This is a genomic window from Siphonobacter sp. (assembly GCF_048595215.1).
In the GTDB taxonomy this organism is placed as follows: Bacteria; Bacteroidota; Bacteroidia; order Cytophagales; family Spirosomataceae; genus Siphonobacter.
The window spans coordinates 1-7,300 of sequence record NZ_JBMDWJ010000343.1 but is presented as its reverse complement, the minus strand read 5'-3'; the positions used below and the strand labels follow the sequence as shown (position 1 = coordinate 7,300).

Genomic DNA, 7,300 nt, shown 5'->3' with positions numbered 1-7,300 from the left:
AAAAGACTTTCATTTTATTCGGATTTATTTTACTAAAATTCCTACTGCAATACATCTTAATAAGTCCAGAGTATGACTTACAAAGAGACGAATATTTACATCTTGACCAAGCCAATCATTTGGCTTGGGGTTATCAGTCTGTACCCCCATTCACGTCTTGGAATTCATACTTAATCCAATTACTGGGAAACTCTGTTTTCTGGGTAAAGTTTTTTCCAGCATTATTTGGAGCTTTGACAATTTTTGTTGTTTGGAAAGCCATTGAAGAATTGAACGGAAATAATTTTGCTTTAATCTTAGGAGCAACTTGTGTTTTATTTTCAACACTTTTAAGATTAAATACCTTATATCAACCAAACTCTTTTGACGTATTAAGTTGGACCACTTTTTACTTTCTTTTAATTAAATATTTTAAAACTGAAAATACTAAATGGCTTTACATTAATGCCTTTGTTTTTGCTATTGGTTTTTTAAACAAATACAACATTATTTTTCTTGCAATTGGCCTTCTTCCGTCTATTTTATTAACGAAACAACGCAAAATTTTTGCAAAAAAAGAATTTTATCTTTCTATTTTACTCGGATTTTTAATTGTTTTACCAAATATTATTTGGCAATTCAAAAATAATTTTCCTGTCATTCATCATTTAAAAGAATTATCAAAGTATCATTTGGTGAATGTAAATAGATTATATTTCTTAAAGGATCAACTACTTTTCTTCATAGGTTCTTGGTTTGTTATTTTTTCAGGCTTATATGCTCTAATCTTCTATGCACCCTACAAAAAATACAAGGCATTTATAGGAGCGATGATTTTTACTTTATTAATCTTTACCTATTTCAAAGCAAAAAACTATTATGCCATCGGACTTTATCCAATTTATATATCCTTTGGTTCGGTATTTCTTGCAGAAAAAGTAAAACAAGGCTGGAAAAGATATTTGCAACCAGTATTTATTGCAATACCAGTGTTATTTTTCATTCCCATGTATAATATATTTTTTCCAAATGTAAGCCCCGAATATATTATAAGCCATAGACAAACCTATCAGAAACTTGGTCAACTTCGCTGGGAAGACGGGAAAGACCACGAACTGCCACAAGATTTAGCCGATATGTTGGGTTGGAAGGAATTGGCTTTAAAAGTGGATAGTATCTATGTTAAATTACCCAACAAAGACAAAACACTTATTTTGTGTGACAACTATGGACAAGCAGGAGCAATCAATTATTACACAAAACAAAATATAAAAGCAGTTACATTTAACGCTGATTATATTGATTGGTTTGACCTAACAAAAAATTACGAAAACTTAATCAGAATAAAGTATGCAAATGAAGTGCAAGCTGAACTCATAGAAACTTCGCCACTGTTTGCTACTTCTTTTATCTCCGGTTCTATTACTAATAAATATTCACGAGAATTTGGAACTACAATTTTTGCTTTTATCGGAGCAAAAATTAATGTTAATAAAAAAATAAAAGAGGAGATTGACGAAACAAAAAGCTACCATTAATATCGGCTTGGCGATAAATCAGATTACCGATGTTTTTATCAAACGTTTGCGGCCATCGCTGTGGTGCGAGCTTCAACAATAGTATTTCGATTAGACTTTAGATCTAAAAATCAGTCAATTTTTTATAAGGCGGGGTGACGTACAAATTGGGAGCTTTCTGCTTCCATTTGAGTTCAGATCAGGTTAATAGTTTTGTGCTCCTGCAGTCGCTTGTCGGGAGCCAAGCGACTGCAAGGGTTATACCAGTGGAAGCTCTTCATCCATTTGAAAGAATAATGGAGTAATCACTATTCTCTCATATTCATCTTCCCAGCAAAATCATATATCATTTTTTCAAGAATTTATTAACTACACCTCAACAAAAATATAAACATTCAAATACTTTATTAATCAATTTAGGGTAAATACCTGGGTTAGCGTACTTACCTTATGAACCCGTACGTATGCTTTTTCTCTTATGAATCTCACTGAATTCCGTACCCTGCTTCGAACATACCTGAGCGGCCAGCAAAGCCCCCCGGAAGAGCGTCGCCTTGACCGGTGGTATGAGGAGCTTGGGGAAGGCCTTGAGCTTTCCGAGGAAGAGTTGACTGCCGCCCGCAAGCGGATGAAAGCAGTCATTGACACGAGAACGCAGGAAGAAAAACGATTCTGGCTTTTTGCCTCAACGGCTCGCTGGGTTTCCGCCGCCGCCGTACTTTTCGTTTTGATTAGCCTGGGGCTTTTCTGGGGGATGGATGATTCCGTTACGTATACCAATACGTCCTCAAAGCCCATGACTGTGGCACTTTCCGAGGGGACAACGGTTGAAGTAAACCCTGGAGCTACCCTGGTATACTCCCAATCCTTTCCTTCGGATCGGCGGGAAGTTTCGCTGGCGGGTCAAGCCTTTTTCAAGGTAACGAAAGATCCCGCCCGGCCCTTCCGGGTATACGCCTCAGGAACCATTACGGAGGTGCTGGGTACCAGTTTCTGGGTGAGAAGTTCGGAGGAACAGTTGCAGGTGGAGGTCCGGACGGGACGCGTACAGGTTTCCCAGCAAACTACGCTTCAGCCGATCTCGGTGCTGCTGACTCCTAACCAACAGGTGGTCGTCAACCTGCGTACGAAACGCTGGGTTAGTGGACTGGTGGAGCAACCCCAGTCTACCTTGCCCTCCCGTTTTAGTTTTTCAGGTGCTCCGGTGAAAGCCGTGATTGATTCCCTGGAAAAAGCGTACCATATCCCTATTCTCTTTGCCAAAACGCCCATGGAACGTTGTACATTCTCAGGCACGCTGGCAGACTCTACTTTTTACGGAAAGCTGGAGTTACTCTGTAAAACCCTTCAATGGTCGTATCGCATCGAGCAAAAAACCATCCTCCTCGAAGGACGACCCTGTAGGACTTCCCGATGAAACCGACGAACTAGACCTTATTCATTCATTTACACTGACACCGTTGAGGTTGCTTTGGTACCCGTGGAGACGTTGGATACTGCCTGTTTTTCAACAGGTCCTGATACTTATTGTCTTTAGCTGCACCTTAGCTTATGCCCAAGAGTCTCCGTTAGAAGAATCGATTAGCCTGCGTATGCAGGATACGCCACTCCAAACCGTACTAACGAAAATGGAAAAATTGACCTCGGCCCGTTTTCTGTATAATCCAGATGCCATCGGCGTACGCCGAAAGGTTTCTGTACGGGCCCACCAGGAGCCGTTACGTTTGGTCCTGGATCGCTTGTTCAGGCCTCTGTCGATTCACTACGAACTTGTCCGGGGACAGCTGGTACTCACGGTTGCAGACTCCTTGCCGCCCGCAACGGTACAGGAAACGTTCTTTAGGGGAATGGTCAAAAACGCGAAAGGAGAGCCGATCTCCGATGCTTTTATCCGAATCAAGGGAAGTTCGCAGGGTACCACGACTCAGGCCGACGGCTCCTATCAGTTGCCCGGTTCTGAACCCGTCACACTCCTGGTTTCACATCTGGGTTATCAGGCTACGCAGGTTATGGCCAAGCCCGGCCTTGTGCCGACGGTTATTCTTTCCGAAAGGACAGTCGTTCTTCCTGAGCTTGCGATTGTGGGTTCTTTCGCCAGCCCCCGCTTAAGCCTGGATCGGGCCGTTCCCGTGGACGTTGTTACCTCCGTTCAGTTACAGGCTACGGGTCAGTTGGAGCTGGCTCAGCAATTGCAATTCGCTTCTCCTACCGTGCAGACCCTGAAAACGGGAATCAACGGCGTAGCCAATTATGCTGACCCGGTTACCTTACGCGGCCTGGCTCCCGATCAGGTACTGGTTCTGGTGGATGGCAAACGCCGCCATCCCTTTTCCGGCATCAATCTTAACCAGACGGTGGGACTGGGTACCGTAACGACCGACTTGAATACCATCCCCACCCTGGCTCTGGAACGCGTAGAAATTTTGCGGGACGGAGCCGCAGCTCAGTACGGATCGGACGCCATTGCGGGTATCATTAATCTGGTGTTACGAAAAGAAACGCAGGGAGGTCTGATCCGAAGTTCTGTCGGCAGTACCAGCCGGGGAGACGGGGCCTTCTTTACCACGGGCCTCCGCTGGGGGACCGGACTGGGGAAAACGGGCAGTAACCTGACCCTGAGTTTACAGGTACAATCCCTTGGCGTTACCAATCGCTCAGACGCGTACACCGGACGTATTTACGCCAGCGACTCTACTACCGATAACCGCATTCGTCAGAACCGGGGCGTTTGGCAACCGCCGTTCCGGGTAGGAGTCTACGGAAGTAACGGCTCTACTACCGCACAGGGCTTGTATAAAGTCAGTTACCCGATCAACGCACGCTGGACCGCCTATCAGACCGGAACCTATTCCAATAAGTACGTTGTGGCTTATGGTTTTTTCCGTAATGCCATCCCTGAAAATGCCAATTCAAACCCCGGCGTATACCCGGATGGGTATACGCCGGAGTTACCGGGCCGAACCGTCGATTTTTCACAGGTCGTTGGGCTGAGTCGCCAGACGCCTCAGGGCTGGCAATGGGATTTTAGCGGCAGTTACGGTTCCAACCGACTGGACCTGTGGGCGAATCGTACGAGCAACCCTTCGCTGGGAGCGGCATCCCCCACTGATTTTTACGTAGGTCGAAGTGTCTTTGCTCATACGCTCGTGGACGCAACGGCCACCCGGCTGTTTCATACCCCAAACACGAGCTGGAATGTAGCTCTGGGCAGTCAGGTACGGCGGAGTGTATTTCAGTTACGGGCGGGGGACGCGGCGGCTTCGGAACAAGGTCCGCTACTAAATAAAGCTCCCGGAGCGAGTGGTCGACCCGGAATTGCCCAAACTGACGAAGTGCGGGCGTTCCGTTCCAACCTCGGTTTGTATGCGGATGTAGAAGGCGAATGGAAAAAACGAATCCTGGGCAGCATGGCTTTACGGCTGGCGTCCTACAGCGATTTTGGCAGTAATCTGTCGGGGAAGACTTCCGCTCGATATCGGATTAATTCCGGGCTATCCGTACGAGGTTCGGCGAACCGGGGCTTTCGGGCTCCTTCGTTACAGCAAAATTTCAATCGGCTGGTGACGTCCACCGTTCAGGCGGGTTCCATTGCTCTCACCCGTCAGATTTCGAGTCAGGACCCTCGAATGGCTCAGCTGGGCTTTCCGCCCATTCAGGCCGAAAAATCCTGGAATTATACCCTGGGTATCGCAGGAGAAATACTGCCCTCCTTCACTTTTGCCCTGGATGCCTATCAGATTTCGATTCGTGACCGGATCATTCTGAGTGACCGACTTTTTGTTACTTCCATCGCCTCACTTCAGCGGTGGTTTCCTGAACTAACAGAAATTCGGCTCTTCACGAATCAGTTGTCTACCCAAACAAATGGCATCGATGCCCAATTGACGTATAGCAATAACCGTAAGAAGAATAATTTTCTGCGAGTCTCCGCTATTTTTTCCTTTAACCAAACCCGAATTACGCGTATCAAGCCCACGCCCGCTGCTTTCCAGGAAGGTACGGCTTCGGCTATTTCTTTAATTGATACCATTGGCCGGGGACTGATTGAAACCGCTCAGCCCCGGGAAAAATTTATCATTTCCGGTGAGTATCGGCACTACCATTGGAGCTGGTCCGTGCGGGCAACGTACATTGGAGCCGTGACGGGCTGGATCAAACCGCTGAATCAACCCTATGAATGGCAGACCTTTCGGGGTAAAACGTTGTTCGATGTCACCATCGAATATACCCCCACCCGGCACTGGCAGTTTAGTTTGATGGGCCTGAACCTGCTCAATACGTATCCAGATCGCATTTTGAGCAGTCAGGCCGCCTATTCCAACGGACAAACCCCTTATCCAAGAAATGTAAGTCAGTTCCCAGCGAATGGAGCTTCCGCTCAGCTTCAGGTAGCGTACCGATTTTAATTCCTGATAATGAACCCCTTACGCTTCAGTCATTTGTAACACACAAAACTTTACAAGTATGTCAGTAGTAACGGGTCACGGCCCGGTTTGCTGCTCTTTCACAACTAAACATATTCTATATCATGAAATTTGCTTCAGCTGTACCCATAGCCGAACGGGATCGCCTTGTCCTGAAAAAAGCCGGCTTACCCGAAACAACGAACGTTTATTTGAATTTATCTGCGGAAGCACTGGTCGAAAAAGCCCTGCTGAACGGCGAAGGCGTACGAGCCAACACGAAAGCCCTCATGTGTGACACGGGTGTTTTTACGGGTCGTTCACCAAAAGACAAATACATCGTTCGGGATGAAATGACCGCCGAAACCGTCTGGTGGGGCAGCGTCAATCATCCCCTGGAAGAATCGCATTTTGAGATTTTACACCAGGATATGCTGACGTTCCTGAATGAAAAAACCGTGTATATTCGGTACGCTCAGGCCTGTGCCCTGACCGAAGAACAGGTATCGGTTTGCATCATTACCACGCAAGCCTGGCATAACCTCTTCTGCCACCACCTGTTCATCCGCCCGGATCAAAAGGTTATTGCCCAGTTTTCACCCGACTGGACGATTCTCAATATCCCTGGATTCAAAGCAAATCCCGCCGTTCATGGCACCCGTGGCAGCAATTTCACCATTATTGATTTCAGCCGAAAAATCATCCTGATCGGCGGTACGGGCTACGCGGGGGAGATGAAAAAAGGCATTTTCTCCGTGCTGAATTATACCCTTCCCCAGAAAGGCATCTTATCCATGCATTGCTCCGCCAACGTGGGAGAAAAAGGCGATACGGCTCTGTTTTTTGGCTTATCAGGCACGGGAAAAACAACGCTTTCGGCAGACCCCAATCGTCAGTTAATCGGGGACGATGAGCATGGCTGGTCCAAGGAGAAGGTATTCAATATTGAGGGCGGCTGCTACGCCAAAGTAATTGATCTGACGCATGAAAAAGAACCGGAAATTTTTGGAGCCATCCGGGAGAATTCCATTCTCGAAAACACCCGCTTTTTTCCGGGAACGACGGAGGTTAATTACGAGGATAACTCCGTAACCGACAATACCCGGACTGCTTATCCCCTCCATTTCATTGACAACGCCCTGATTCCTTCCGTCGGAAACTCGCCCAAGCATATTTTCTTTCTAACCGCCGATGCCTTTGGCGTATTACCACCGATTTCCCGCCTGACGACCGAACAGGCCATGTATTATTTCATTTCAGGCTTTACTTCCAAACTGGCCGGAACGGAAGTCGGCGTGAAAGAACCCCAGCCTACGTTTTCGGCCTGTTTTGGGGCGGCGTTTCTGCCGTTGCATCCCTCCCGTTATGCTACGCTGCTGGGCGAAAAACTACAGCAGAACC

Annotated in this window: 4 protein-coding genes; all 4 read left to right on the top strand. The window is 46.8% G+C overall.

The features are described 5' to 3' along the window. On the top strand, positions 1-1,517 hold a 1,517-nt coding region (locus ACOJTG_RS21310; protein ID WP_420155663.1), incomplete at its 5' end, for a glycosyltransferase family 39 protein. Between the two features lie 457 nt (positions 1,518-1,974). Continuing rightward, positions 1,975-2,913: a FecR family protein gene (locus ACOJTG_RS21305; RefSeq protein WP_420155662.1), complete on the top strand. Its 939-nt coding sequence runs from the start codon at positions 1,975-1,977 to the stop codon at positions 2,911-2,913. Positions 2,914-3,124: 211 nt separating this feature from the next. Then, positions 3,125-5,902 carry a TonB-dependent receptor domain-containing protein gene (locus ACOJTG_RS21300; protein ID WP_420155661.1) on the top strand — a complete coding sequence of 926 codons (2,778 nt, stop codon included), beginning with the start codon at positions 3,125-3,127 and terminating at the stop codon, positions 5,900-5,902. A gap of 122 nt (positions 5,903-6,024) precedes the next feature. Then, the coding region (locus tag ACOJTG_RS21295; RefSeq protein WP_420155660.1) for a phosphoenolpyruvate carboxykinase (ATP) at positions 6,025-7,300 on the top strand (1,276 nt) is incomplete at its 3' end.